Annotated in this window: 22 protein-coding genes and 1 tRNA gene; 13 read left to right on the forward strand and 10 right to left on the reverse strand. The window is 70.4% G+C overall.

What is annotated here, in order from left to right; all coding sequences use genetic code 11:
* Both eutB and eutC read left to right on the forward strand, forming a co-directional pair.
* The coding region (gene eutB, locus ACTIFU_RS13155; protein WP_439578767.1) for an ethanolamine ammonia-lyase subunit EutB at window positions 1-195 on the forward strand (195 nt) is incomplete at its 5' end.
* Window positions 188-952 (forward strand): ethanolamine ammonia-lyase subunit EutC, encoded by a 765-nt coding sequence (gene eutC / locus ACTIFU_RS13160; protein ID WP_439578768.1) that lies wholly within the window; start codon window positions 188-190, stop codon window positions 950-952. The genes eutB and eutC, both read left to right, overlap by 8 nt.
* 794 nt (window positions 953-1,746) lie before the next feature.
* Here the strand turns inward: eutC and ACTIFU_RS13165 are convergent.
* Window positions 1,747-2,265, reverse strand: coding sequence for an MAPEG family protein (locus tag ACTIFU_RS13165; protein ID WP_439578769.1), 519 nt, complete (start codon window positions 2,263-2,265; stop codon window positions 1,747-1,749).
* 2 nt (window positions 2,266-2,267) lie between these two features.
* Window positions 2,268-3,227, reverse strand: a complete 960-nt coding sequence (locus ACTIFU_RS13170; RefSeq protein WP_439578770.1) for an acetyl-CoA carboxylase carboxyltransferase subunit alpha — start codon at window positions 3,225-3,227, stop codon at window positions 2,268-2,270.
* Window positions 3,228-3,318: 91 nt separating this feature from the next.
* Here ACTIFU_RS13170 and ACTIFU_RS13175 point away from each other — a divergent pair.
* Window positions 3,319-3,394: transfer RNA gene (locus tag ACTIFU_RS13175), tRNA-Thr, on the forward strand.
* Window positions 3,395-3,454: 60 nt separating this feature from the next.
* On the opposite strand, the gene ACTIFU_RS13180 is transcribed toward ACTIFU_RS13175, so the two are convergent.
* The gene (locus ACTIFU_RS13180) at window positions 3,455-3,730 is read right to left on the reverse strand and encodes a hypothetical protein (RefSeq protein ID WP_439578771.1); all 276 of its coding nucleotides are present in this window, start codon (window positions 3,728-3,730) and stop codon (window positions 3,455-3,457) included.
* 153 nt (window positions 3,731-3,883) lie between these two features.
* Between ACTIFU_RS13180 and ACTIFU_RS13185 the strand changes: the two genes are divergently transcribed.
* Window positions 3,884-5,446, forward strand: coding sequence for a winged helix-turn-helix domain-containing protein (locus ACTIFU_RS13185; RefSeq protein ID WP_439578772.1), 1,563 nt, complete (start codon window positions 3,884-3,886; stop codon window positions 5,444-5,446).
* Window positions 5,447-5,472: 26 nt separating this feature from the next.
* Here the strand turns inward: ACTIFU_RS13185 and ACTIFU_RS13190 are convergent, their stop codons facing one another.
* The 4 genes from ACTIFU_RS13190 to ACTIFU_RS13205 are packed head-to-tail and all read right to left on the reverse strand — an operon-like array spanning window position 5,473 to window position 9,517.
* The gene (locus tag ACTIFU_RS13190; protein ID WP_439578773.1) at window positions 5,473-6,750 is read right to left on the reverse strand and encodes an extracellular solute-binding protein; all 1,278 of its coding nucleotides are present in this window, start codon (window positions 6,748-6,750) and stop codon (window positions 5,473-5,475) included.
* A gap of 27 nt (window positions 6,751-6,777) precedes the next feature.
* Entirely contained in the window at window positions 6,778-7,785 is a 1,008-nt protein-coding gene (locus tag ACTIFU_RS13195) for a succinylglutamate desuccinylase/aspartoacylase family protein (protein ID WP_439578774.1), read from the reverse strand.
* Window positions 7,782-8,792: a 1-aminocyclopropane-1-carboxylate deaminase/D-cysteine desulfhydrase gene (locus tag ACTIFU_RS13200; protein ID WP_439578775.1), complete on the reverse strand. Its 1,011-nt coding sequence runs from the start codon at window positions 8,790-8,792 to the stop codon at window positions 7,782-7,784. Before ACTIFU_RS13200 ends, ACTIFU_RS13195 begins: the two co-directional genes overlap by 4 nt.
* The gene (locus ACTIFU_RS13205; RefSeq protein ID WP_439578776.1) at window positions 8,789-9,517 is read right to left on the reverse strand and encodes a FadR/GntR family transcriptional regulator; all 729 of its coding nucleotides are present in this window, start codon (window positions 9,515-9,517) and stop codon (window positions 8,789-8,791) included. Before ACTIFU_RS13205 ends, ACTIFU_RS13200 begins: the two co-directional genes overlap by 4 nt.
* Window positions 9,518-9,590: 73 nt before the next feature.
* On the opposite strand from ACTIFU_RS13205, the gene ACTIFU_RS13210 reads away from it, so the two are divergent.
* The 5 genes from ACTIFU_RS13210 to ACTIFU_RS13230 are packed head-to-tail and all read left to right on the forward strand — an operon-like array spanning window position 9,591 to window position 13,652.
* Window positions 9,591-10,709 carry a mandelate racemase/muconate lactonizing enzyme family protein gene (locus tag ACTIFU_RS13210; RefSeq protein ID WP_439578777.1) on the forward strand — a complete coding sequence of 373 codons (1,119 nt, stop codon included), beginning with the start codon at window positions 9,591-9,593 and terminating at the stop codon, window positions 10,707-10,709.
* A 10-nt stretch (window positions 10,710-10,719) separates the two neighbouring features.
* The gene (locus ACTIFU_RS13215; protein ID WP_439578778.1) at window positions 10,720-11,589 is read left to right on the forward strand and encodes a carbohydrate ABC transporter permease; all 870 of its coding nucleotides are present in this window, start codon (window positions 10,720-10,722) and stop codon (window positions 11,587-11,589) included.
* Window positions 11,579-12,421: a carbohydrate ABC transporter permease gene (locus tag ACTIFU_RS13220; RefSeq protein ID WP_439578779.1), complete on the forward strand. Its 843-nt coding sequence runs from the start codon at window positions 11,579-11,581 to the stop codon at window positions 12,419-12,421. The genes ACTIFU_RS13215 and ACTIFU_RS13220 overlap by 11 nt, the downstream gene beginning before the upstream one ends.
* Window positions 12,422-12,437: 16 nt before the next feature.
* On the forward strand, window positions 12,438-13,310 hold the full coding sequence (locus ACTIFU_RS13225; RefSeq protein ID WP_439578780.1) for a DUF6772 family protein: 873 nt from the start codon (window positions 12,438-12,440) through the stop codon (window positions 13,308-13,310).
* Window positions 13,311-13,313: 3 nt separating this feature from the next.
* Complete coding sequence (locus tag ACTIFU_RS13230) at window positions 13,314-13,652, forward strand: hypothetical protein (RefSeq protein ID WP_439578781.1); 339 nt, start codon at window positions 13,314-13,316, stop codon at window positions 13,650-13,652.
* A 38-nt stretch (window positions 13,653-13,690) separates the two neighbouring features.
* On the opposite strand, the gene ACTIFU_RS13235 is transcribed toward ACTIFU_RS13230, so the two are convergent.
* Window positions 13,691-15,280, reverse strand: a complete 1,590-nt coding sequence (locus ACTIFU_RS13235; protein WP_439578782.1) for an ABC transporter substrate-binding protein — start codon at window positions 15,278-15,280, stop codon at window positions 13,691-13,693.
* A 73-nt stretch (window positions 15,281-15,353) separates the two neighbouring features.
* Window positions 15,354-16,739, reverse strand: coding sequence for an amidohydrolase family protein (locus tag ACTIFU_RS13240; RefSeq protein WP_439578783.1), 1,386 nt, complete (start codon window positions 16,737-16,739; stop codon window positions 15,354-15,356).
* Window positions 16,740-16,844: 105 nt separating this feature from the next.
* Here ACTIFU_RS13240 and ACTIFU_RS13245 point away from each other — a divergent pair, with 105 nt between their 5' ends.
* Window positions 16,845-18,290 carry an amidohydrolase family protein gene (locus ACTIFU_RS13245; RefSeq protein WP_439578784.1) on the forward strand — a complete coding sequence of 482 codons (1,446 nt, stop codon included), beginning with the start codon at window positions 16,845-16,847 and terminating at the stop codon, window positions 18,288-18,290.
* A 252-nt stretch (window positions 18,291-18,542) separates the two neighbouring features.
* Here ACTIFU_RS13245 and ACTIFU_RS13250 read toward each other — a convergent pair whose 3' ends face one another.
* Window positions 18,543-18,779 (reverse strand): DUF1127 domain-containing protein, encoded by a 237-nt coding sequence (locus ACTIFU_RS13250; RefSeq protein WP_439578785.1) that lies wholly within the window; start codon window positions 18,777-18,779, stop codon window positions 18,543-18,545.
* 208 nt (window positions 18,780-18,987) lie between these two features.
* On the opposite strand from ACTIFU_RS13250, the gene ACTIFU_RS13255 reads away from it, so the two are divergent.
* The 3 genes from ACTIFU_RS13255 to hemN form a co-directional block, all read left to right on the forward strand.
* The gene (locus ACTIFU_RS13255) at window positions 18,988-19,887 is read left to right on the forward strand and encodes a LysR substrate-binding domain-containing protein (protein ID WP_439578786.1); all 900 of its coding nucleotides are present in this window, start codon (window positions 18,988-18,990) and stop codon (window positions 19,885-19,887) included.
* A 114-nt stretch (window positions 19,888-20,001) separates the two neighbouring features.
* Window positions 20,002-21,582, forward strand: coding sequence for an ABC transporter substrate-binding protein (locus tag ACTIFU_RS13260; RefSeq protein ID WP_439578787.1), 1,581 nt, complete (start codon window positions 20,002-20,004; stop codon window positions 21,580-21,582).
* A gap of 71 nt (window positions 21,583-21,653) precedes the next feature.
* On the forward strand, window positions 21,654-22,856 hold a 1,203-nt coding region (hemN, locus tag ACTIFU_RS13265), incomplete at its 3' end, for an oxygen-independent coproporphyrinogen III oxidase (RefSeq protein ID WP_439578788.1).

Here is a 22,856-nt window from a genome sequence, read left to right on the forward strand (position 1 = left end):
GTGATGGGCGTGCCGGGGGCGGACGACGTGATGCTGAACTACCAGTCCACCTCGTTCCACGACGCGCTCGCGGTCCGCGCCGCGCTCGGCAAGAGCCCCGCACCTGAGTTCGCCGCCTGGCTGGAGCGCATGGGCATCGGCACCGACGCGACCTTCCCGCCAGCGCTGAGCCCGGCGCTGATCGGCCTTGGCTGAGGCCCTCGCCAGGCTGCGCCGCTTCACCACCGCGCGGGTGGCGCTGGGCCGCGCGGGCAACGCTCTGCCGACGTCGGCGCACCTCGACTTCGTCGAAGCCCATGCGATGGCGCGCGACGCCGTGCATGCCGCGCTGGATGTCGAGGCGCTTGCGCGCGACCTCGGCGCGCTTGGCTTGCCGCCCCTCGTGGTCGCGAGCCGGGCGGCCGACCGGCAAACCTATCTCGTCCGCCCCGATCTCGGCCGTGCGCTCGACGATGGCTGCGCCACGCGCCTTGCCCGCTGCGATCCTGCGCTCGCGCTCGTGATCGCCGACGGGTTGTCGGCCACCGCGGTGCAGCGCCATGCCGCGCCGTTCCTCGCCGAGGCGCTGCCGCGTCTTGCGCGGATCGGCGTGAGGGCCGGTCCAGCGGTGATCGCGCTGCGCGGGCGCGTGGCGATCGGCGATGCGGTTGGCGCAGCCCTCGGCGCAGAGGCGGTGGCCGTGCTGATCGGCGAGCGGCCCGGCCTCTCCGCGCCCGACAGCCTCGGCCTCTACCTCACCTGGAACCCACGCCTGGGTCGGACCGATGCCGAACGGAACTGCATCAGCAACATCCGCCCCGCGGGCCAACCCTATGCCGCAGCGGCCGATACGCTCGCCTGGCTGGCCGGCGAGATGCGCCTGCGGCGGCTCACCGGCGTCGCGCTGAAGGACGAGCGGCCGGCCGCGTTGTCCGCGCCAGACGGATCAGTGCGCCTCGGCGAAACGCCCTAGCAGGCTGCTGAGGAACGCGCACGCTGCGTCGGGTGAGGGGCCTGCATGTGGCTCTGACGTGTTGCAGATTGGGTGCCGAGCGCGCCTGTTCGCGCCCTGTTCATCGCGTGGCCGGCATGGCGCGTGGTGCTGCCCTCGATCGCCGAACTTCGCCGCCTGCGGTCTTGGTCGCGTGGCCGTTGCGGGCGATGTGGGCGTCACACCGCGCGCCCGCACCCCTTCCACATGCTCGCGCGCGCCGTGGTTCTTGTCGGCGCCCGGCGTGATCCGCCCTCGCACGGTCAGCCGTAGCCGGTGCCCCAGTGCGGGCGAGGCGTTGCGCTCGGCGGTGCCGGTGGCATGGGTGGCGCAGACGAGCCGCACCAGGCCCGCGCGGTTCTCCATCAGTTCACGGCCGGCATAGGCGAGAATGCTCGAACGACTGGTCGCTCGCCCGGGCCTGGATCAGCGTGCCGTCGACCGAGAAACGCTCTGGCGGGGGCCATTCCCTGGCGGGCATCCTCCACTCCTCGGCGATGTGGTTCAACACAGGGGACATCAGCTCGCGCGGAGCCTACCTGTCGTCGGCCATCGTGGTCTTTCCTTGGTTCAAACATGCCGCTCCGCCGAGCCGGCGGCTTTACGGTACAGCCCGTGCTCCGGCCCTCCACCACCACCAGGCAGCGACCCATTGCAACGCGTCACGGTGTCCTCTTGACCTTCGTGCTGACCAGTCCGGAGGATGGTCTCGCGTCTGCATCGACACGATTCTCGGCAGCCGAGATAGCGCCGCCCGATGACGGTCGAGTGGCTGCTCAGGCGATCCCAAGCCAGGCGAGCAGCGCCCAGGCCAGCGCACCGAGGCTGCACGCGCCGGTCGCCGCCATGCCTGGAGCGCGCGCGAGCGGATGGATCGCGTAGCCGATCCAGAACGCAAGCCGTGCGACCGCGAACACGATGCCGAGCGCCACCACGCTCCGCATTGCCGCCGCACCGCCACCCGTTGCGAGGGCAACCAGCGCGGGCACGAACACCGCCAGCTGTTCGACCGTGTTGGTGATCACGCGCTGGGTGCGCACGAGCGCGAGGCCGTCCCGCCCTTGCGTAGGATCGAATGCACCGGTGATGAACCGGAGCAGGATCTGCGCCCCGATCATCAGCGCCAGCACCGCCACGCCCGGCAGCACGGCGAGCACACCGAGCGCAAGCCGTTCATCGGCGGTTTCGGCGGTGACTTGCGGGAGCAACGCGTCCAGCGCGACGAACAGCCCGCACGCCACCCCGAGCCCGATCCCCGTTCCGCCGACCGAGAGAAGACGGGTGCCGCTCGCCACGCTCAGGCCGCGAGCCCGTGCCGGCCCATCTCGAGGATCTTCTCCTGGCGCGCGGCGACCAGGCTCGGCCCGTCGAGAGTCGCAAGCCCCGCGAGGGCGGCCGCGACTGCCTCGCCGACCGCGGTGATGGCCGCGCCCGGATCGCGATGCGCGCCGCCGAGCGGCTCGCCGATGATGCCGTCGATCAGGCCGAGCTTCTGGAGATCCGCCGCCGTCAGCTTCAGCGCCTCGGCCGCCACCTCGGCCTGGCCAGCGTCGCGCCAGAGGATCGAGGCGCAGCCCTCCGGGCTGATCACGCTGTAGATCGCATGCTCGAGCATCAGCACGCGGTCGGACGCGGCGAGCGCGATCGCACCCCCCGAGCCGCCCTCGCCGATGATGGTGGCGACAATCGGCACGGGGGCGGCGAGACAGGCCTCGATCGAGCGGGCGATCGCCTCGGCCTGGCCGCGCGCCTCGGCGTCGATCCCGGGATAGGCGCCGGGCGTGTCGACGAAGGTAAGGATCGGCAGGCGGAACCGGCCGGCGAGCTCGATGATCCGGCGCGCCTTGCGATAGCCCTCGGGGCGGCTGATGCCGAATTTGTGGGCGTCCCTGATCTCGGTGTCGTCGCCCTTCTCGGTGCCGAGCACCGCGACAGCGCGACCGCGGAATCGCCCGAGTCCCGCGAGCACCGCGCGGTCGTCGGCGAAGGCGCGGTCGCCGGCGAGCGGAACGAACGCCTCGATCAGCCCGGCGATCACGTCCCGTGCGTGCGGGCGCGCGGGATGGCGCGCAACCTGGGTCTTCTGCCACGGCGTGAGCTTGGCGTAGGTCGCGGCGAGCAGCTTCTCGACCTTCTCGGAGAGTCGGCCGATCTCGTCCGCGATATCGACCTCGGGGCTGTCGGGGAGGCGGCGGAGCTCCTCGATCTTGCCCTCGAGCTCGGCGATCGGCTTCTCGAAGTCCAGGAAGTGGCGCATGGGGCCGAGCCCCTAGCATATCGGGCCGGGGCCGATAAGCGCCGCGGCCGGCCTTGAAGCGCGGCGCGGGAGGGCGCTATGCGTGGGGCGGGCCGGCTTAGCTCAGCTGGTAGAGCACCTGATTTGTAATCAGGGGGTCGGGGGTTCGAGCCCCTCAGCCGGCACCACATCAGCCCACGCGGCGTCAGGCAGGATTGCGCCGCCGACGCGCGACGATCAGCGCCGCGCTACCGCATCCATTTGACCTGCAAGTCGCGCCGCACGTCCTCGGGGGTCACCCTCAGGACCCCGCCCGGCACCGATTGAGGCAGCTCGTGCGCCTGGGCGACGAACGCGATGTCCCGGAGCACATACTCATTGAGATGCGCGAGCTCATAGCGGGCCTGCCGCACGCGCCGGCGCTCGGCGCGCCGCTCGGACCAGCGGCGCAACATCGAACGCAAGGTGCTCACGACGGCGGGCTCGGCGAAGAACGGGATGTGGATTGTTCTGGCCAGGCTCATGACGACCTCCTCGGTTATCCGGTTCCCAGCACCATGCCGGGTGCGAGACGAGCATCCCGCACCTGCCCACCCGAGGTCCTGACCCCGCGCTGACCGCCAGCCGATTTCCCGTGTATGATTGGCTGACCGACGCACTCCTGCGGCGGAGGTCCCGTGAACGAGGCCGCGTCCGGACCCGTGCTGCGCTTCGCTGGCCACGAGCTGGACGTGGCGCGTGGCTGCCTGCGCGGCCCCGACGGCGCCGAGGTTCCCCTCCCCCCGAAGCCCTTCGACCTGCTGGTCGCGCTCGCCCGCAACGCCGGCCGCACCATGAGCAAGGAGGCCCTGCTCGACGCCGTCTGGCCGGGCGTGCACGTCACCGAGGACAGCCTGTTCCAGGCCGTGCGCGACGTCCGACGCGCGATCGGCGACGAGGCGGGGCAGGTGCTGCGGTCAGTGCCGCGGCGGGGGTACCGGCTCGACGCACAGGTGTCGACGGACGTCCCGGCCGCGCCGCAGGTACAGGCGCCCGCACCGCCGCTGGATCGGCCTTCGGTCGTGGTGTTGCCGTTCCGGAACATCGGCGGCGGGCCGGAGCAGGACTACCTCGCCGAGGGCATCGCCGAGGAACTCACGGCCGCCCTCTCGCGCTTCCGCTCACTGTTCGTGATCTCGCGCAATTCCGCTGCTGCGTTCAAGGGCGCGTCGGTCGACGTCCACGAGGTCGGGCGCGCGCTCGGCGTACGCTACGTCGTCCAGGGCAGCGTGCGCCAGGCGGGTGGGCGACTGCGCATCAGCGCGGAGCTGGTCGAGGCGGCGAGCCAGGCGCAGCTCTGGTCGGATCGGTTCGAGGGCGCCGAAGAAGACCTGTTCGCGCTCCAGGACCGGATGGTGGCGGCGATCGCGCCGGTGCTGGAGCCAGCGATCGTGCAGGCCGAGATCGCGCGCGCCGGCCGCAAGCCAACGGCTGATCTGACCGCCTACGACCTTTACCTCCGTGCGCTGCCGAAATACCACACCTGGGCGGGTGCGGAGATGGGCGAGGCGCGCGACCTGCTCGAAGCGGCCCTTCGGCAGGATGCCCAGTTCCACCTCGCGCGCGCCTTGCTGGCCTACGTGATCTTCTACCTGGCGCTCACTGGGCATGACCCGGATCTCGACCGCGCCTGGGCGCGCGCGCTCGAGCTGGTGCAGCAGGTCCTGGCCGAGGATACGCACGACCCGCTGACGGTCGTCTATTGCGCGGCGGTGCTGTTCTATGTCGGCCACGCGGACGCACAGGCGCTGCCGCTGTTCGATTGGGCGATCGCCGCCAATCCCAACTGCTACGAGGCGTGGGTGTTCGGCGGATGGTACGTCATGCTGGCCGGCGATCCGGACCTCGCGCTGGCGCGCTTCGCCGAGGCGCGGCGGCTCGATCCGGTCCCCGCCAATCCGGTAGCCCTGGTCGGACAGGCAGCAGCACTCTTCGACGCCGGCCGCTATGCCGAAGCCGTCGCCGCCGCGCGGGAGGCGGTCGCGCGCCAGCCACGCTCGCCGATCGCGCGCACCCGGCTGACCGTCGCCCTTGCACTGCTCGGCGACATCGAGGCCGCGAAGCGCGAGGCCGTGACGTTGCTGCGGCTGCGTCCCGGCCTCACCTTGCGATCGGTGGAGCGGGTGAGGGGCACGCGCGACGACGCGCGTTGGGCCCTGTACGTGGAGGGGCTGCGCCGCGCCGGCGTCCCGGAGGAGTGACTCGGGAACGCCGGCGTACCCTCGGCTCAGCCCAGCAGCGGCTGCACCCGCCTCACCAGGTCGTCCATCGCCTGCTGCGGCGTCTTCATGCCCAGCACCGCCGCCTCGGCCTCCTCCTTGAAGAAGTCCGCCGCGCGCGCCGCCTGATCGAAGGCCGGCATCGGCACGCGCGCGACCTTCAGCACCGCGCGCTCGGCCTCGGCGAACGGCACGCGCTCGCGGATGCGCGGATCGTCATAGGTGCTGTTGCGCACCGGGCCGTTGCCGTTCAGCGCCGCCTTGAGCGTGCTCTCGCGGCTCAGCATCTCCTTCATCAGGCTCCACGCCAGATCCTTGTTGCGCGAGGCGCGCGGGATCGCCATGCCCCAGAACTCGACCTTCGCGGGGGCCACCTCGAACTTGCCGGCGAGCTCGCGGCTGACCGGGATCGTCGTGGTCTTGATCCTGCCAGGGAACTGCGAGCGCTGCGGGTCGTTGTAGATCTGATTGCGTCCCATCGAGTTGATGACCATCGCGGCCCGCCCGGTCTGCATCCAGACATTCACCTCCTCGGTGCTGATCGCGGCGAAGTTGCGCGGGAACGCTCCGGCGACGAACAGATCGCGCAGCAGCGTGATCGCGTTCACCATCGGGCGCTCGTTCGCCACGCACTTCATGTCGGGGGTGATGAACTCGCCGTCCCAGGCGCGCGCGATGTCGATCACGTTGGGATAGGTGACGCCGGGCAGCAGGAAGCCGACGACGGGCGCACCGTTCGCCCGGGTGTAGGTGCAGCGCTTCGCGACCTCGGCCAGCTCCTCGATCGTCTTCGGCGGTGCGGTGATGCCGCGTTCGGCCAGGATCTCCTCGTTGTAGTGGAAGCCGGAGGAGGCGTGGCGGAACGGCAGGCCATAGAGCTTGCCGCCGATCGCCATGCCCTGGACCATGCCGGGGAAGATGTCGGTCGGATCCTCCACCGGGTCGCGCGCCATGTACTCGTCGAGCGGCTCGAACAGTGTCGTGATGCGCGGCACCGTCTGGGTGTTCAGCAGGAAGCCGATATCGACCGTGGTCTCGCGCAGGCTCGCCTCGCGGAACAGCCGCTCCTGCAACGGCCCGGTATCGAAGGTCACCCACTCGACGCCGATCCCGGTGCGCTGCGACCAGCCGGCGGTGATGTCGCCGCCCTGGCCGGTGGTCGCAACGGTGCGATGCACGCGGTGCGAGTAGATGTTGAGCTTCTGCGCCTGCGCGCGCGCCCCCGTGGCGGTGAGCCCTGCGGCGAGGGCGCTGGAGCCGATCAGGCTGCGTCGGCTGAGGGTCATGACGGTTCTCCCCTTCTGTTCTCGGTTTCAGGTCCCGGCGTCGGTCGCGACATGCGCGACGCAATCGCCCGGGGCGACCTGTGCGGGCACGCGCCGGCAGACGACGAGCCCTGCCCGGGCGAAGTGTAGCGCGATCGGCGGCCGTTCGGGCTCCTCGATCGACAGGATGCGGCCGGCACGCTGGCCCGCGGTCACGGTCTGGCCGAGAGCGACCTCGGGCACGAACAGTCCGCGAGCGGTCGCGAACAGGAAATGGTCGGCGCCGGCAACGTTCATCAGCCGCGGCGGTGGTGCCGATGGGGTGTCAAGCTCGAGCACGCCGGCATGGCAGAGCAGGCCGTACAGTGCCCCCTCGGCGGCGGCGGCGGAGGATGGCGTGAGCGACCCGCCGCCGCCGATCTCGCAGGCGACATGCGCCACGCCGCGCGCGAGCCCGGCGGCAGGCAGCGTGCGCGTGTCCTGTGTCGCCTGCACCGTCAGCCCGAGCGGGAGTCGCATTGCCAGCATCGCCGCCTTGAGGGTCACGGCGAGCGCCGGATCGTTGGCTGCGCGCACCATCGCGCAGGGAAGGTACTCCATCGAGCTGCCACCGGAATGGAAGTCGAGCGCCCAGCTGACGCGCGGCAGCAGCTCGGTATCGACGAAATGCGCGATCATCGAGGTCGGTCCGCCGTTCGGATCGCCCGGGAACAGTCGGTTGAGATTGCCGCCATCGAGCGGCGAGTCACGCCGTCCGGCGAGCACCGCCGGCAGGTTGAGCGCCGGCAGCACGATGAGGCGCCCCTTGAGGCGCGTGGGATCCAGCTCGCGGATCAGGTCGCGCAGCACCGCCTGCCCTTCGTACTCGTCACCGTGGTTCCCCGCGGTCAGCAGCACCGACGGCCCCTCGCCGCCGTTCAGCACGGCGATCGGCACCGGGATCACGCCGTAGCCGCTCTCGTGGCGCGAATGCGGGATGCTGAGCCGACCGAGGCGCCGGCCGGGCGTGCGGTCGTCGAGGTCGAGGTCGCAACGGATGCGGCTCTTCGCACTCATGCCGATGCCGCCTCCTGCGTCGCCTCGGCCGCGGCGGCCACGGTATCGGCAGCGGCGAACAGCCCGGGCAGGCCGCCGGAGTGCAGGAACACCACGGGTCCGTCCGGCAGTCCGCCGCGGTGGAGCGCGCCGGTCAGCCCCGCCATCGCCTTGCCAGTATAGGCAGGATCGAGCGCCACACCCTCGCACCGCGCGACGCGCAGCAGGGCCGCGACCGACGCCTCGCTCGGGACGCCGTAGCCGGGACCGATCCATGTGGCGTCCACGACCAGCGGCAGGGTGAGCGGCACGGGCCAGCCCGCGCGCTCGGCAGCGCGGCGCGCGACCTCGGCCATCCACGGGCGAAGCCGCTCGGTCGGCTGCTGCACGCTGACTGCGCGCACCTGGCAGCGTCGGCCGAGCCGCGCAATGCCAAGCGCAAGCCCGGCAGCGGTGAGTCCCGATCCGGCAGCGAGAACGATCGTCCCCGGATCGATCCCGGCCGCGCGCCAGTCAGCGTCGAGTTCCTCGGCCGCAACGGCCCAGGCCAGCGCGGCGAGCGGCGCGCTCGCGCCGGGCAGGTGGATCGCGTAGGGGCGATGCCCGCGCGCGCGGAGCGAGGCGGCGGCCTCCTCGAGCGCAGTCGCGAGCGAGGGGTCCCACGGATCGGCCGAGGCGACGAAGCGGATCTCGGCGCCGAACAGCGCATCGAGCAGAAGGTTGCCCTGACGCGGCGGCGCCGGGCCGCGCAGCACGAGCGTGCACGCAAGCCCAAGCTTCGCCGCCGCGCCGGCCAGCGCGCGGCAGAAATTCGATTGCGCGCCGGCCGTCGTCAGCACGGCATCCGCGCCCTCGGCCAGCGCCTCGCCAAGCAGCCATTCGAGCTGGCGGATCTTGTTGCCGCCGAGCGCCGCACCGGCGAGGTCCTCGCGCTTGAACCAGATCTCGCGGCCGAGCGCGGCGGAGAGTCGCGGGGCAGGCTCGAACGGCGTCGGCCAGTGTCCGAGCGACACCCGCGGAGGTGTCATGACGGCTGCCGCATCGGCGCGATCGCCGCGACGAGGTCGCGCGAGGCATCGAAATGCGCGTGCAGGGCAAGCCGCGCAGCGTCGGGGTCACGCTTGCGGATCGCCGCGAGGATGCGTTCGTGCCGCGCGAGCGTGCGGCGCGCGTCGCGCAGTTCGCGCCGCTCCTGCATCAGCCGCATCACGTGTTTCGCCGCCGGCGCCAGCGCCTCCATCAGGAAGAGCATCAGCGCATTGCCGGCGGCGCGCGCGAGCGCGAGGTGGAAGGCGAGATCGGCCTCCACCCACGGATCGACCGTGTCCCGCTCGGCCTGCATGGTCGCGACCAGCGCGGCGAGAGTCGTGATGTCTTCCTCGGTCGCACGCACCGCGGCGAGCGCACCGATCTCGGTCTCGATCGCGCGGCGCAGTTCGATCGCCTCGCGCAAGCCCTCGGGGCGCGAACGGATGGCGCGATCGAAGAAGGTCGCGAGCGGCGCCGCCGAGGGCGGCAGCACGGTGGTCGGCCGGCCCTGCTGGATCAGCACCGCGCCCATCGCGGCGAGCTGGCCGAGCGCTTCGCGCACCACCGTCTTGCTGACACCGAATCGTTGCGCAAGCGTCGCTTCAGGGGGCAGCTCCTCGCCTGGAGCGAGCCGGCCCGTCGTGATGCCTTCCAGCAGCTGTCCGACCACGTGGTCCGACAGGCGCTGACGCGGTGCGGCGACGACCTCGAGCGCGTCCGGCATCGGCCCCTTGCTCACCCTTATGTTATCTGCTTATCATAAGAGTGGATCAGCGGTCAATGCGCGGGAGGGAACGGTGCGGATCGTCGAGGTGAGGGCCCACCCGCTTGCCGCACCGATCGCGCCGGACATCCAGAAGACCTCCGCCGGCAACTACCCGACGATCTCGATCCTGGTGGTCGAGGTGATCACCGATCAGGGCATCACCGGCTGGGGCGAGGGGCTGCTGCGCGCGGCTCCGGCCGCGGCGGCCACGCTGGTCGAACAGACGCTGAAGCCGCTGCTGCTGGGCGTCGATCCCTTCGCGGTCGAGGCGCTGTGGCCGAAGCTTGCGCGCGCCACCACCGGACGGTCCGGCGGGGCCCTGATCGAGACGGTGGCGGCGATCGACATCGCGCTCTGGGACATCATGGGCAAGGCGCTCGGCCAGCCGGTGCATCGGCTGCTCGGCACCTGCGGGCGCGCGCGCGTCACCGCCTATGCCTCCTCGATCTCCTGGGGCCCGCTCGCGATCGCCGAGGCGCAGGCGGAGGAGGCGGTGCGGCGCGGCTTCCCGCTGATCAAGGTCAAGATCGGCGCGCCGGTCGAGGCCGCGATCGAGCGCATGCGCGTGCTCACACGGCTGGCCGGCGGACGGGCGAAACTGTGCGCGGATGCGAACTGGGCCTTCGACTACGACGATGCGCTGCGCCTCGCCCGCGCGCTGCTCGACCTCGACATCCATTGGCTCGAGGAGCCGATCGTGCCGGAGGACCTCGACGGCTACCGCCGCCTGCGCGCCGCCGTGCCGATCCGACTCGCGGCCGGCGAGAGCGAGTTCACCGCCTGGGGCGCGCGCGATCTGATCGCGAGCCGCGCGGTCGGTGTGATCCAGCCCGACGTGGCGCGCTCGGGCGGCATCACCGAGACGCGCCGCATCGCCACCCTCGCGCACTGCTTCCACGTCGCCTATGCGCCGCATATGGGCTTCTCGGGCGCAATCTGCGCTGCCGCCTCGCTGCACCTCGCCGCGGCCATGCCGAACTTCGCCACCTTCGAGTGCATGATCTTTCCGAATCCGCTGCGCGAGGAGCTCGCGACCACGCGGCCGGGCGATCCGTCGCTGCTGGAGGGTGGCGCGCTGCCGGTGCCCGAGGGGCCGGGGCTCGGCATCGAGATCGACCGCGCAGCACTGGCGCGTCTCACGGTCGCCTGACGACGCGGCGATGCGCGCGCGGCCGATCCACTACCTGCTGATCTCGCCGGCGCAGCTGCTGCTGGTCGTGACCATCCTCGTGCCCTCGCTCTGGGTCGGCTGGCTCAGCCTGCACGAGGCCTCGTTCGGCACCGAGGCACGCTATGTCGGCTTCGCCAACTACACAAAGCTCGCCGCCGATCCCTATTTCTGGCGCGCCTTCGTCAATACGGTCGTCATCGTCAACGTGATCGTCTATGCCGAACTGCTGCTCGGCCTCGGCATCGCGCTCCTGTTCGCCGGCGGCCTGCCGTTCCCGCGCCTGATGCTCGCGATCGTGCTCGCGCCCTACGCGATCAGCGAGGTCGTCGTGGTGATCATGTGGAAGACGATGTTCGAGCCGCAGGTGGGCGTGATGCAGCTGCTGCTCGGCGCGCTCGGGATTCCCGGGCTGGAGTGGGCGGTCAATCCGCTGCACGGGCTCACGCTCATCGTGCTGCTCGCGGTGTGGCACCACCTGCCGTTCACGTTCCTGCTGCTCTACGCCGCGCTGCTCGGCGTGCCGAAGGAGCTGCACGAGGCCGCGAAGGTGGACGGTGCGGGCGCCTGGCGGGCCTTCCTGCACGTCACGCTGCCCTCGATCATGCCGGCGTTCCTGGTCGCGCTGCTGTTCCGCTACGTCTTCGCCTTCCGCCTGTTCTCCGAGCCCTGGCTGCTCACCCAGGGCGGGCCCGCGCGCATGACCGAGGTGATGGCCGTCTATCTCTACAAGGCGGCGTTCCGCTATCACGAGCTTGGCCTCGCCGCCGCCACGGGCTGGGCGATGCTGCTGCTGTCGCTCGCGATCTCGATCCCGTATCTCCGCGCGGTGCAGCGGCGGATGTTCGCCGATGCGACCTAGGCGCTGGCGGCCGCTCGTGCGGCGCACCCTGCGTGGGCTCGCCTTCGTCGCGGTCGCGGTGTGGTCGCTGTTCCCGATCCTGTTCGTGATCCACGCCTCGTTCCGCCCGCCCGCGACCATCTTCGCCGTGCCGCCGCAGTACCTCGTGCCACCGACGACGCAGAACTATGTCGAGCTCGCCCGGCTCTGGCCCGAGTTCTTCGGCTCGCTCACCAACAGCCTGGTCATCACGCTGGGCGCGACCGCGCTCACCGTGGTGGCGAGCGCGCTCGCGGGCTGGGTGTACGCGCGCCGGCGCGGCCGGCTGCTGACCTCGAGCGCGTTCTTCATGGTGCTGGTGCGGATGTTTCCGCCGATCGTCATCACCCTGCCGCTGTTCCCCGCCGTCAACGCGGCCGGGCTCTCTGACACGCATCTGGTGCTGGTGCTGCTCTACGCGGCGTTCTTCGTCTCGCTCGGCACCTGGATCATGAAGGCCTTCGTCGATCAGGTGCCGCGCGAGTTCGAGGAGGCGGCCGAGGTGGACGGCGCCTCGCTCTGGCAGATGCTGCGCCATGTGATCGTGCCGCTGGTGGTCCCGGGCATGATCGCAGCGGCGGTGTTCATCTTCATCTTCGCCTGGAACGAGTTCCTGTTCGCGTTCGTGTTCACCACAACGCGCGCGCGCACCGCACCGCTGGTCATCAGCGAGATGTTGGGCTCGGTGACAGGCGTGGACTGGGGGCCCGTGTTCGCCGCAGCGACCATCCAGCTCGTGCCGGTGCTGCTGTTCGTCGTTCTGCTGCAACGCCATCTGGTCGCCGGACTGACCGCCGGCGGCGTGAAGGGATAGAGAGGAAGGAAACCCAGTGTCCGCGACACTCCAGGACCTCAGGCTTGCCGATCCGCGCCTCAGCCGGTTCGATCCGATGCGGCGCATCATCTGCTTCGACGACTTCGACCGCGGCTATTGCGGCTGGACCCAACTGGTCGGGAACTACGAGCACACGCTCGACTCGATGACGGCCTCCTACGCCGCGCACACGCATCCGCAGCTCGCCACCGTGAGCCACTGGGACGCCGGGACGCATGGTGGCGTCGACGGCACCTACGCGCTGAAGATCGCCACGCGTCCGAAGCGCGGCATCCGCTCGACCGCGATCAAGCGGCTCACCTTCCGCCAGGCCGGGCCGATCCGTCTCGAGTTCTACTTCACCTTCAAGCCCGAGGCGACGGAGCTGCGCCTCTCCGAGACCGATGTCCGTTCGGTCGGGTTCCTCTATGATCTCCAGACCGGCCACGAGCAGAACGGGCAGCGCGTGATGCCGCATATCCGCTTCCTGAATGCGGAGGACGGCCGGCACATCCAGTGCTGGCAGTACAAGGACGAAACGACGCCGGTGCGCGAGATCGGCACCGAGGGCAAGACCGCCACCCACGACCATCTCGCGCCGTTCGGCTGGAAGGACATTCCAGGCGGCGAGCAGAAGCTCTGCTACAACGAGATTCCGACCAAGATCAACTGGCACTACATGCGCTTCGACTTCGATCTCGCCGCCATGCGCATGATCGAGATGCAGTGCAACGACCGGCGCTACGATCTGGCCGGCATCCCCAACATCGTCATCCCGGCGATGCGCAATCTCTGGTGCATGCTGAACCTGGTGTTCTTCGCCGAGGCCGAGACCGACAAGCGGGTGTTCCTCTACATCGACAGCGTCTGCCTCTCGGGGGAGTTCTGAGCCATGCTGCGCGAGAGCCACACCGCGATCGTCGCCCGCAACGAGCGCTGGGAGGGCGAGGCGGCGACCGAGCCGTTCGAGGCCGGCTGGGCGTCTGAGGCGATCTTCTTTCTGCGCGCACTCGCCGCCGAGGGCCCGACCGGCGAGGGGCGCGCGCATGTGCAGATCTCGCCCGACGGCATCCGCTGGGTGGACGAGGGGACGAGCGCACCGGCGCCCAGCGCGGCGGAGGGGATCGCCGTGCTGCGCATCGCGCATTTCGGCTCGTGGCTGCGGCTGCGCGTGAGCCTGCCGTCCGGTGCGAGGCTCACGCCCGTCGTCACGCTGTCGTTGAAGGCGTAGCAGCTGCGCCGGACAGCGCCGACGCAGCCGCGACCGGATCAGGTCTTCTCGATGTTCCAGTAGAACAGCGCGGGGCCCGGGATGAGGCCTTTCAGCCAGTTCCGGTAAGCGATCACGCTGCGGTACTGGCCGAGTGGAATCGAGCTGACATGGTCGACGTGGAACCGCTCGAGCTCGGTGCGGATCTGCTGGCGCTTCGCCGGATCCGTCTCGACTGCCCAGGCGCTCGTCAGCTCGGGCACGCGCGCGTTGCACGGCCAGCCGAACCACGCGTCGTCGCAGTGGCGCGTGAAGATGTTCAGCAGCGGATTGGCGATGCCGGTCAGCGTCGCGTTGGTGACGAAGATGTTCCATCCTCCCTGATCCGGCGCTGCGCGCGAGGCGCGACGTTGCACCAGCGCGCTCCAGTCCATCGCGATAAGGTCGACGTTCACGCCGATCTGCTTCAGCGTATCCGCCGCCATCAGCGCGGCCGGATGCAGGATCGCGTTGTCGGCCGGGTCCATCACGACCACGGGCCGGCCGTCATAACCGGACTGGCGCAAGAGTTCGCGCGCCTTGGCGACATCGCGCGATGGCCATCCGAGTGCGCTGAAGCGATTGTCCTCCTCCGCGCCGCAGCCGAAGATCGCCGCGCACTCGCGCGAGGGCGTATGCTGGCCGACCACGGCCGCCATGAAGTCCTTCTGGTTGACCGCCATCTGCAACGCTTTGCGCGCGTCCTGCTTGTCGAAGGGCGGGTGCAGATGGTTGATGACCATGAAGAGCTGGTAGCCGAACGGATCGTTCGGCGCGACCGTCACGTCGCGCGACCGCTCAAGCAGCGGCACGAGATCGTGGGAGAGCGTTTCGAGCAGATCGAGCTCGCCGGTGATCAGCCCGTTCGCCGCCGTCGCCGCATCCGGCGTGTAGAGCGACTCCACGCGGTCGACCTTCACGACCTTGCCGCCGGCTGCCTGGCTCGCCGGCTCGCTGCGTGGCACGTAGCCCTCGAACCTCTCGTAGACGACCTTGGCGCCGGGGATCCACTCCTCGCGCTTGAAGCGGAACGGTCCGGAGCCGATGACCTCGGTGATGGCCGTGCTCGCATCCGTGCGCGCGAGCCGCTCAGGCATTATGAACGGTACGTTGCTGTCGATCTTGCCGAGCGCGTCCAGCACGAAGCCGACCGCACGTTTCAGCTTGAGCTGGAAGGTGCGCTCGTCGCGCGCCTCGATGCTGTCGGTGACCGCCATCAGGGCGCGACCCATGCCGTCGCGCTGGCCCCAGCGACGCACGGAGGCGACGCAGTCGGCCGCGCGCACAGGCGTGTTGTCGTGCCAGCGCAAGCCCTCGCGGAGCTGGAACGTCCAGGTAAGTCCGTCGCCGGACGCCTCGTGGCCGCCGACCATCTGGGGCTGCGGGCGGTTCTGTTCGTCGAGCGCGAACAGCGTGTCCCACACCATGTAGGCGTGATTGCGGGTGATGTAGGCGGTGGTCCAGATTGGATCGAGGGCGCGCAGATCGCCGATGGGCACGGAGCGGATCACCCTCGTCCGGTCCTGCGCCATGGCCCTTCGGCTTTCGGCCGACAGCAATGCCGGCGCCGCCAGACCCGCCTGCACCATCGTTCGACGCTTGAGTGTCATCGGAGCCTCCCTTGCTCGTGACCGACGCTTCTACGTCAGCCTATGACGCATCTCCTCCACTGTGAAGGATGGCTCAGAACGCAGCCGGCAGCCCGGGCAGGATGCGCAGTTCCGGCCTCGCCGCGAACAGATCGCCCCAGGCCCGCCGCGCGATCCGATCCGCCTCCTTTACGATCGCGGCTTCGTCCATGGTACGCACGGTGCCGTCACGCATCAGCCAGGTGCCATCCACCATCACGCTTTCGACATCATGCGGCTGGCCCTGGTGAACGAAGGTCGAGACCGCGCGGATCATCGGCACGAGGTGCGGCCGGTCGGTGCGTACGACGATCAGATCCGCCTTGTTGCCCGTGGCAAGCCAACCGGCGTCATCGATGCCCATCGCCTTGTACCCGTTGCGCGTGGCCCAGCGCAGTGCCTGCTCGGGCGTCGGATTGCGGCCGTCCTCGCGGCGGATACGCTCCATGAACAGCCCGGTGCGGGTCACCTCGACCATGTCCTCGGCCATGTTGTCCGAGCCCATGCCGATCGTGCAGCCCTCGTGCTCCAGTACTGCGACGCGCGGGCTCAGTCCGCGGCGCGCGGCGATCGCGGAGTTGAACGACACGGAGACGCGCGCCTGCCCAAGCAGCCGCTCCTCGCGATGACCCATGCAGCGGCAATGCGCGCAGACGAGGCGCGGGTTGAGGAAATCGAGGCTCGCGAGATACTCGGTCGGCAGCATGCCGCGATGCGCCTGCACCGCTGCGACCTCGCCCCAGATCTGGTTCAGGTGGATCGTTGCGATGGTGTCGAGCTCCTCCTGCATCGCACGCACGCGACTGAGCAGACCAGGCGAGCACATGTCGGGCGCCCAGGCCGCGAGTCCGACGCCGATCCGGCCCTGACCCGCGCCATGCCATTTCGAATGCAGATCGGCGATGCGCTGCAACCCCGCCTCGCCGAGCCGGTCGTCCTGCTCGAACGGACCCGGATCGCCGATCGAGGTGTTCGCACGGTCCCAGGTCCGTTCGGCGAGCAGCATGCGCAGCCCCGTCTCGACCATCTGCGGCGCGTAGCCGGCGATGTTCGCGCCGTCCTCCAGCACCGCGGTGGTGCCGCTGCGGATCGCCTCGAGCGCGCCGAGCTGGCACATCACCGCATACTCCTCGGCCGAAAGCCTGGGCAGCGGCAGAGGCGACAGCCCACCCGAGAACGGCGGCTTGTGCGGCGGAGAGAGGTCCTCGTAGAGGCCGCGCGCCAGCGTCATGCCGAGATGGGTGTGGATGTTGGCGAAGCCAGGGAGCACCGCGCGGTTGCGCCCGTCGATCCGCTCGGCATCGGGGAATGCCCGCGCCACCTCCTCGTCCGGGCCGATCGCGGCGATGCGGTCGTCACGGATCGCGATCGACGCCCCGTGATGCACCGTATCCGTGTCGTCGCCGGTGACGATCGTGGTGGCGTGGATCACCAGGCTCATGCCGTTTCCTCCCCGGAACTCGCGCGTCGGATTGCCGCGCCGGCGGGAGTGTCGCACCATGATTGGGCGGCGTGAACCTCCCGCCCCCGATCACGGAGAACCGCGATGCCGACACCGACGCTGATCCGCAACGCTGCCTGGGCCGTGCTGTGGGACGCTGCGGCGAAGCAGCACGTGTACGGCCGCGACATCGACATCGTGCTGCGCGATGGCCGCGTCGCCTCAGTCGCGCCGCATGTCGACGGGCCGGTCGATGCCGATCTCACCGTGATCGACGGCCAGCGGATGCTGGCGATGCCGGGGCTTGTCAACGTGCACACGCACCCGACCACCGAGCCCGCCTATCGCGGCGTGCGCGAGGATCATGGCGTGCCGGAACAGCACATGAGCGGGCTGTTCGAGCGACTCCAGGCGTTCCGGCTCGATGCGGCCGGCCAGCAGGCCGCCATGCGGCTCGCCTATGCCGAGCTCATGGGCGCGGGTGTCACGGCGGTCGTCGATCTCACCGCGCCGTTCGAGGGCTGGATGGACGTGATGCGCGAGTCCGGCCTGCGTGTCTGGGTCGGGCCCGGCTACGCGAGCGCGCGCTGGGGCATGAGCGCGCCACAGACCGTCACCTGGACCTGGGACGAGGCGCGGGGCCGCGCGGGCTTCCAGCGCGCCCAGGCGATCATGGACGAGGCGGACGCCGATCCCTCGGGCCTGCTGCGCGGCATCGTGTTCCCGGCGCAGATCGACACGGTCGAGGAAGGGTTGCTGCGCGACTCCGCCGCCCTCGCGGCCGAGCGGGGACGCCCCTTCACCACCCACATCGCGCAGGCGGTGGTCGAGGTGCAGGAGATGATCCGCCGCCACGGCATGACGCCGATTCAGTGGGCGTCCTCGATCGGCATCCTCTCGCCGCGCTCGATCCTCGGCCACGCGATCTTCATCGACGAACATCCCTCGATCCGCTGGCACACCGCGCGTGACCTCGCGCTGATGGCCGAGCACGGGGTGGCGGTCGCGCACTGTCCCTCGCCCTTCGCGCGCTACGGCGAGCATCTGCGCGATTTCGGCCGCTACCGCCGTGGCGGCGTGCGCATGGCGATGGGCACGGATGTCGCGCCGCACAACATCATCGAGGAGATGCGGCTGGCGATCCTGCTCGCGCGCAATGCTGCGCGTGACATCGCAGCGGCCGACACGGCGGCAGTGTTCCACGCCGCGACCGTGGGCGGGGCGGAGGCGCTGGGGCGGCCGGACATGGGGCGGCTCGTGGTGGGCTCGGCGGCCGATCTGGTGCTGGTCGATCTCGCGCATCCGCAGATGATGCCGGCGCGCGATCCGTTGCGCTCGCTGGTGTTCCACGCCGCCGACCGCGCCGTGCGGCATGTCTTCGTGGCCGGGCGTCAGGTGCTGGCGGACGGGCGGCCGACCCTGCTCGATGTCGGCGAGGCGGCCGGCATCCTCGCCGAGAGCCAGGCGAGGATGCTGCGCGACTCGGGCAAGTACGACTATCTCGGCCGCGCGGGCGACGCGATCACGCCGCTGAGCCTGCCGGTCGGCTGAACCCGGCCGAACGCGCTGGACGGCTCAGGCTTTCCCCACCATCGCCTGCCAGCGGCGCACGACCTCCAGGTTGTCGAGACGCAGCCCTGGCCGCGCGCCGCACACCGCGACGAGGAAGGCGATCGCCGCAGTACCGTCGGCGACGGTCAGATCAGGGCATCACGGCCGGCGTCGCGGTTTCCATCGCCCTCGCCTCCGTTGGGTGGCGGGCGGATCCTGCCGCGAGTCCGGCAGGACACCCGCCAGCGTCGATCACGCTGTGCCGCGGCCGCGCTGCACTGGATCAAGATCCCACGGCGCGCGTGCGGCTTCACGGTGGACGTCGGCGCGCGACAGGCCGAGGTCGTGCAGCAGGTGCTCGTCCAGCTCCATCAGCTGGCGGCGCGTCCGGTGCGCGACCCAGGCGCGGCGCAGACCGTCCCAGAGGCCGGCCAGCGACGGCAGAGCCGGGCTGGCGACGCGGAGGCGGGACTCGGTGCGGGCGGACATCGGGGTCACTCCTTCGGGTTGCGTGGCCGCATCCTCGCGGACTCGGCGGGCGGACGCGTCGCGGTCCTTGCGGCCGAAGCATCCTCATCCGACGTCCGCAGCCAAGGATTCGGCCACAGGCGAAGAATGGGGATGCGCAACACATCAGTGAAGCGCATTGAAGTGATCTCAACGATCAGCGATACTCATGATGTCAAGAGGCATCCCGATGAACGCTCCCACCGGCCTGGACACCGACCTGCTGCGCACCTTCGTGCTGATCGCCGACGGGCGCAGCTTCACGCACGCCGCCGCCGTGGTCGGCCGCACCCAGTCGGCCGTGTCGATGCAGATGCGCCGCCTCGAAGAGCTGCTCGGCAAGCCGCTGTTCCGCCGCAGCGGCCGCCGCACCGAGCTGACCGAGCACGGCCAGTTCCTGCTCACCCGTGCCCGCGCGGTGGTCGGGCTCGCCGACGAGATCGTCGGCGCGTTCCGTGCCCCGCGGCTGACCGGCACGGTGCGGATCGGCGCGCCGGACGACTACGCCACGCGCTACCTGCCCGACATCCTTGCCCGCTTCGCCGCCACCCACCCGGAGGTGGAGGTGGAGGTGGAGATCCAGCCCTCCGAGGTGCTGCAGGACCGCGTGCGGCGAAGCGAGGTGGACCTCTGCCTGATGTCGGTCGGGAATGGGTCGATGGACGGCGAGGTGGTCTGGCGCGGCCCGCTGCTGTGGGTCGGCAGTCTCGCGCACCCCGATGTGCACCGGCGTGATCCGCTGCCGCTCGCGCTGTCCAACGGCGACTGCATCTGGCGGCGCGTGGCGGAACGCGCGCTGGAGGAGGTCGGCCGGTCGTATCGCGTCGCGTATCTCTCGCGCAGCCAGACCGGGCAGCATGCCGCGGTGCTGGCCGGACTCGCGATCACGGTGAACACGCCCTGCACGCTGCCGCCGGGGCTGCGTGTGCTTGGGCCGTCCGAGGGGCTGCCGCCGCTGCCGGGGTTCGGGCTCGCGCTGGTGGTGGCGCCGGCGGGACGTCAGCCGGTGACCGACGCGCTGGGACGGCACATCAGCGCCTCGTTCCGCGCCGAGGCGGCGGGCGAAGGGGTCGTTGCGCCAGCCGCATGAGCCTGCATGGGCTTGCCGCCTCATGCCAGGAATGATCTGATCGGGCGTCGTTGCCTCGACGGACCGGGATATTCCGTCTGGCGAAACCAGAACGACGGCGGGAGGGATGGTGCGATGAAGCGACGCATGTTGCTCGGAGCCGCGGCGGCGAGTGCGATCCTGCCGGTGCCCACCCTGGCGCAGCCGGCCGGAACCCGTGTGCTGCGCGTGGTGCCGCAGGCCAACCTCACCGTGCTCGATCCGATCTGGACCACAGCGGTGATCACCCGCCACCACGGCTACATGGTCTATGACCAGATCTGCGCGCTCGACAGCGGCTTCAACGTCCGCCCGCAGATGGCCGAGGGTTGGGAGGTCGGGAACGACGGCCGGTCCTGGACCTTCACGCTGCGCGACGGCCTGCGCTTCCACGATGGCGAACCTGTGCGCGCGGCCGACTGCGTCGCCTCGATCAGGCGCTGGGGAGCGCGCGACCAGTTCGGCCAGGCGGCGATGGCGGTCACGGACGAGCTTGTCGCGCTCGACGACCGCCGCTTCCGGTTCCGGCTGAAGCAGCCCTTCCCGCTGCTCGCCACCGCGATCGGCAAGCAGACCTCCAGCCCCTGCTTCGTGATGCCCGAGCGGGTCGCGGCGACCGACCCGAACCGCCAGATCACCGAGACGGTCGGCAGCGGCCCCTACCGCTTCCTGCGCGACGAGTTCGTGCCCGGTGCGCGTGTTGCCTATCAGCGATTCGACGGCTACCGGCCGCGCCAGGAGCCGCCCGACTGGACCTCCGGCGGGCGCGTCGCGCACATGGAGCGCGTCGAGTGGTCGATCATCCCGGATCCGGCAACCGCGGGCGCGGCGATCCAGACCGGCGAGGTGGACTTCCTCGAATTCCCCCTGCACGACCTGCTGCCGACCTTCCGGCGCAACCGCGACCTGGTCGTGCGCATCCGCGACCGGATGGGCACCTACGCGATGCTGCGCTTCAACCACCTGGTGCCGCCGTTCGACAATCCGGCGCTGCGCCGCGCCCTGGCGATGGCGGTGAACCAGGAGGACTACATGCGCGCGGTCGCAGGCAACGACCCGGAGATGTGGCGCACCTGCTACAGCTTCTGGACCTGCGACACGCCGCTCGCCTCGGATGCCGGCAGCGCGTTCCTCCAGACGCCCGACCTTGGACGTGCACAGGCGGCGATGCGCGAAGCCGGCTATGCCGGCGAGCGCGTGGTCATGCTGGCGCCCGGCGACCTGCCGACCATCCTGGCGCTCAGCCAGGTGACAGCAGACCTGATGCGCCGGCTCGGGTTCAACCTCGACCTCGTCGTCACCGACTGGGGCACGCTGGTGCAGCGGCGCGCGAAGATGGACCCCGTCGAGCAGGGCGGCTGGAACATCCTGCACACGACCTGGTCGGGGGCTGAGCACCTGAACCCCGCCGTGCACCAGCAGATCCGCGGCAACGGCAGGCGCGGCTGGGTCGGCTGGCCTGAGGACGGCGAGACCGAGCGGCTGCGCAGCGCTTGGTTCGACGCGCCGGATCTCGCCAGCCAGCAGCGCATCGCGGCGGCCATGCAGGAGCGCGCCTATGCGAACCTGCCCTATGTGCCACTCGGGATGTACCTCCACCCGAATGTGTGGCGCAGCAGCGTGACCGACGTGATCCACGCGCCGGTGCTGCTGCTCTACAATATTCGAAAGACGTAAGGCGCCCGGCGTCGCAGGGCGGTTGACCTTGCTCAATGCGGGCCGGCCGACACGGGCGCAACCGTGCCGGGATGGTCGACGATGCGACCCTGATCGCGCGCTGGGATCGGCACCTGCCGCGCTACACGTCCTATCCGACGGCGGTGCAGTTCCACCCCGGCGTGACCGCCGCGACCATGTGCGCCTGGCTCGGCGCACTGTCGGCCGACGTGCCGCTCTCGCTCTACCTGCATGTGCCGTTCTGCCGGCGCATGTGCTGGTACTGCGGCTGCAACACGGTGGTGGTGAACCGTGCCGCGCCGATCGAGGCGTATGTCGACGACCTGATCGAGGAGATCGCGCTCTGGCGCGCAGCGATCGGCGCGCGACGGCGCGTCACCTCCATCCATTGGGGCGGCGGGACACCAACCGTTCTTGGCGCGGTGCAGTGGCGGCGTGTCGATGCCGCGCTGCGCAGCGCGTTCGCGATCGAGCCGGCGGCCGAGATCGCGGTGGAGCTCGATCCGCGCACGCTGTCGCCCGGAATGGTCCGGGCGCTTGCGGACACAGGCGTGACGCGCGTGTCGCTCGGCGTGCAGGATTTCGATCCGTTGGTCCAGAAGGCCGTCAACCGCGTCCAGCCCAGGGAGGTGGTGGCGGACGCGGTTGCTCGGTTGCGCGGCTCGCGGATTGATCGGATCAACCTCGACCTGATGTACGGGCTGCCGCACCAGACCGAGATCTCGGTGGCGCGTACGGCACGCCAGGCACTGGCGCTCAACCCCGACCGGATCGCGCTGTTCGGCTACGCGCATGTTCCCTGGATGAAGCGCCATCAGCGGCTGATCGACGCAGGTGCCCTGCCCGATGCCGCGGGGCGGCTGGCGCAGTTCCGCGCCGCGCTCGCGGTGTTCACCGCGGCCGGTCACGTGCCGCTCGGCCTTGACCATGCAGCGCGTCCGGATGATCCGCTCGCTCTCGCCCATGCCGAGGGACGGATGCGGCGGACGTTCCAGGGCTATACCGACGATGCGGCGCCGGTGCTGATCGGTATCGGCGCCTCGGCGATCTCCTCCCTGCCGCAGGGACACGCGCAGAGCGCAGCTGCGGTGCCGCAGTGGCGCGAGGCGGTGCGCGGCGGCAGGTTGCCGATCGTGCGCGGGGTGGAGCCGGACGCGGAGGACCGGCTGCGTGCGGCGCTGATCGAGCGGATCATGTGCGACATGGGTCTCGACATCGATGCGATCTGTCGTGCGTACGGTGCGGAGGCGGACCGGTTTGCGGAGGCGTTGGCA

This window comes from Elioraea sp., assembly GCF_051860475.1.
GTDB lineage: Bacteria > Pseudomonadota > Alphaproteobacteria > Acetobacterales > Acetobacteraceae > Elioraea.

Excerpts from the sequence above, each read along its gene's own strand:
- ACTIFU_RS13220 (WP_439578779.1), top strand. The coding sequence starts at position 11,579 with ATGCGACCTAGGCGCTGGCGGCCGCTCGTGCGGCGCACCCTGCGTGGG.
- ACTIFU_RS13205 (WP_439578776.1), bottom strand. The coding sequence starts at position 9,517 with ATGCCGGACGCGCTCGAGGTCGTCGCCGCACCGCGTCAGCGCCTGTCG.
- ACTIFU_RS13180 (WP_439578771.1), bottom strand. The coding sequence starts at position 3,730 with ATGAGCCTGGCCAGAACAATCCACATCCCGTTCTTCGCCGAGCCCGCC.
- ACTIFU_RS13255 (WP_439578786.1), top strand. The coding sequence starts at position 18,988 with ATGAACGCTCCCACCGGCCTGGACACCGACCTGCTGCGCACCTTCGTG.
- ACTIFU_RS13170 (WP_439578770.1), bottom strand. The coding sequence starts at position 3,227 with ATGCGCCACTTCCTGGACTTCGAGAAGCCGATCGCCGAGCTCGAGGGC.
- ACTIFU_RS13230 (WP_439578781.1), top strand. The coding sequence starts at position 13,314 with ATGCTGCGCGAGAGCCACACCGCGATCGTCGCCCGCAACGAGCGCTGG.
- ACTIFU_RS13235 (WP_439578782.1), bottom strand. The coding sequence starts at position 15,280 with ATGACACTCAAGCGTCGAACGATGGTGCAGGCGGGTCTGGCGGCGCCG.
- ACTIFU_RS13200 (WP_439578775.1), bottom strand. The coding sequence starts at position 8,792 with ATGACACCTCCGCGGGTGTCGCTCGGACACTGGCCGACGCCGTTCGAG.
- ACTIFU_RS13240 (WP_439578783.1), bottom strand. The coding sequence starts at position 16,739 with ATGAGCCTGGTGATCCACGCCACCACGATCGTCACCGGCGACGACACG.
- ACTIFU_RS13195 (WP_439578774.1), bottom strand. The coding sequence starts at position 7,785 with ATGAGTGCGAAGAGCCGCATCCGTTGCGACCTCGACCTCGACGACCGC.
- ACTIFU_RS13215 (WP_439578778.1), top strand. The coding sequence starts at position 10,720 with ATGCGCGCGCGGCCGATCCACTACCTGCTGATCTCGCCGGCGCAGCTG.
- ACTIFU_RS13260 (WP_439578787.1), top strand. The coding sequence starts at position 20,002 with ATGAAGCGACGCATGTTGCTCGGAGCCGCGGCGGCGAGTGCGATCCTG.
- ACTIFU_RS13245 (WP_439578784.1), top strand. The coding sequence starts at position 16,845 with ATGCCGACACCGACGCTGATCCGCAACGCTGCCTGGGCCGTGCTGTGG.
- ACTIFU_RS13190 (WP_439578773.1), bottom strand. The coding sequence starts at position 6,750 with ATGACCCTCAGCCGACGCAGCCTGATCGGCTCCAGCGCCCTCGCCGCA.
- ACTIFU_RS13250 (WP_439578785.1), bottom strand. The coding sequence starts at position 18,779 with ATGTCCGCCCGCACCGAGTCCCGCCTCCGCGTCGCCAGCCCGGCTCTG.